We start from the raw sequence: 754 nt of genomic DNA on the forward strand, positions 1-754 counted from the left end.
TGCCGCCGAACCGGGAGCGCGCGACGTGAGCGAACGCGATCCCGACGCGGAACTCGTCGAGCGGGTCGGCCGGCGCGATCCCGGCGCCGCGCGCGCGCTGGTGGCGCGCAAGCTGCCGCGCCTGCTCGCGCTCGCCACGCGCCTGCTGGGCGACCGCATGGAAGCCGAGGACGTGGCGCAGGAAGCCTTCATCCGGATCTGGAAACAGGCGCCGCGCTGGAAGTCCGGCGAGGCGCGCTTCGATACCTGGCTGCACCGCGTGGCGCTCAACCTTTGTTATGACCGGCTGCGCGGACGTCGCGAGGAGCCGGCCGAGGAACTGCCCGAGCAGATGGACCCGCAACCGCGCGGCGAGCAACGGCTCGAGGCGCTCGAGCGCGACGCGCGCGTGCGCCGGGCGCTGGAGGCGCTGCCGGCCCGGCAGCGGGAAGCGCTCGTGCTCCATTACTATCAGGAATTGTCGAACATCGAGGCGGCCGGCCTGATGGGCATCACGGTGGACGCGCTGGAGAGCCTGCTCTCGCGCGCCCGGCGCAATCTGCGCGCGCAACTGGCCGGCGACGGCCGCAGCGAGGAAATCTGATGACACCCGAACGATTCCGCAACATCGTCGAGGCCTATGGCGCGGACCCGCGCCGCTGGCCCGATGCCGAACGCGACGCCGCGCGCGACTGGGCCGGCGCCCATCGCGAGCAGGCCGGCGCGCTGCTGGCCGAGGCCGCCGAGCTCGACGGCTGGCTCGGCGCCCATGCCG

Annotated in this window: 1 protein-coding gene; it reads left to right on the forward strand. The window is 73.5% G+C overall.

Going from position 1 to position 754, the window contains the following annotated elements; translation table 11 throughout:
* Nucleotides 1-25 precede the first annotated feature (25 nt).
* Nucleotides 26-583, forward strand: coding sequence for an RNA polymerase sigma factor (locus F3J10_RS35910; protein WP_025101621.1), 558 nt, complete (start codon nucleotides 26-28; stop codon nucleotides 581-583).
* Nucleotides 584-754 lie beyond the last annotated feature (171 nt).

Origin of the sequence: Burkholderia sp. Cy-637, assembly GCF_011753175.1 — a bacterium.
GTDB lineage: Bacteria > Pseudomonadota > Gammaproteobacteria > Burkholderiales > Burkholderiaceae > Burkholderia > Burkholderia gladioli.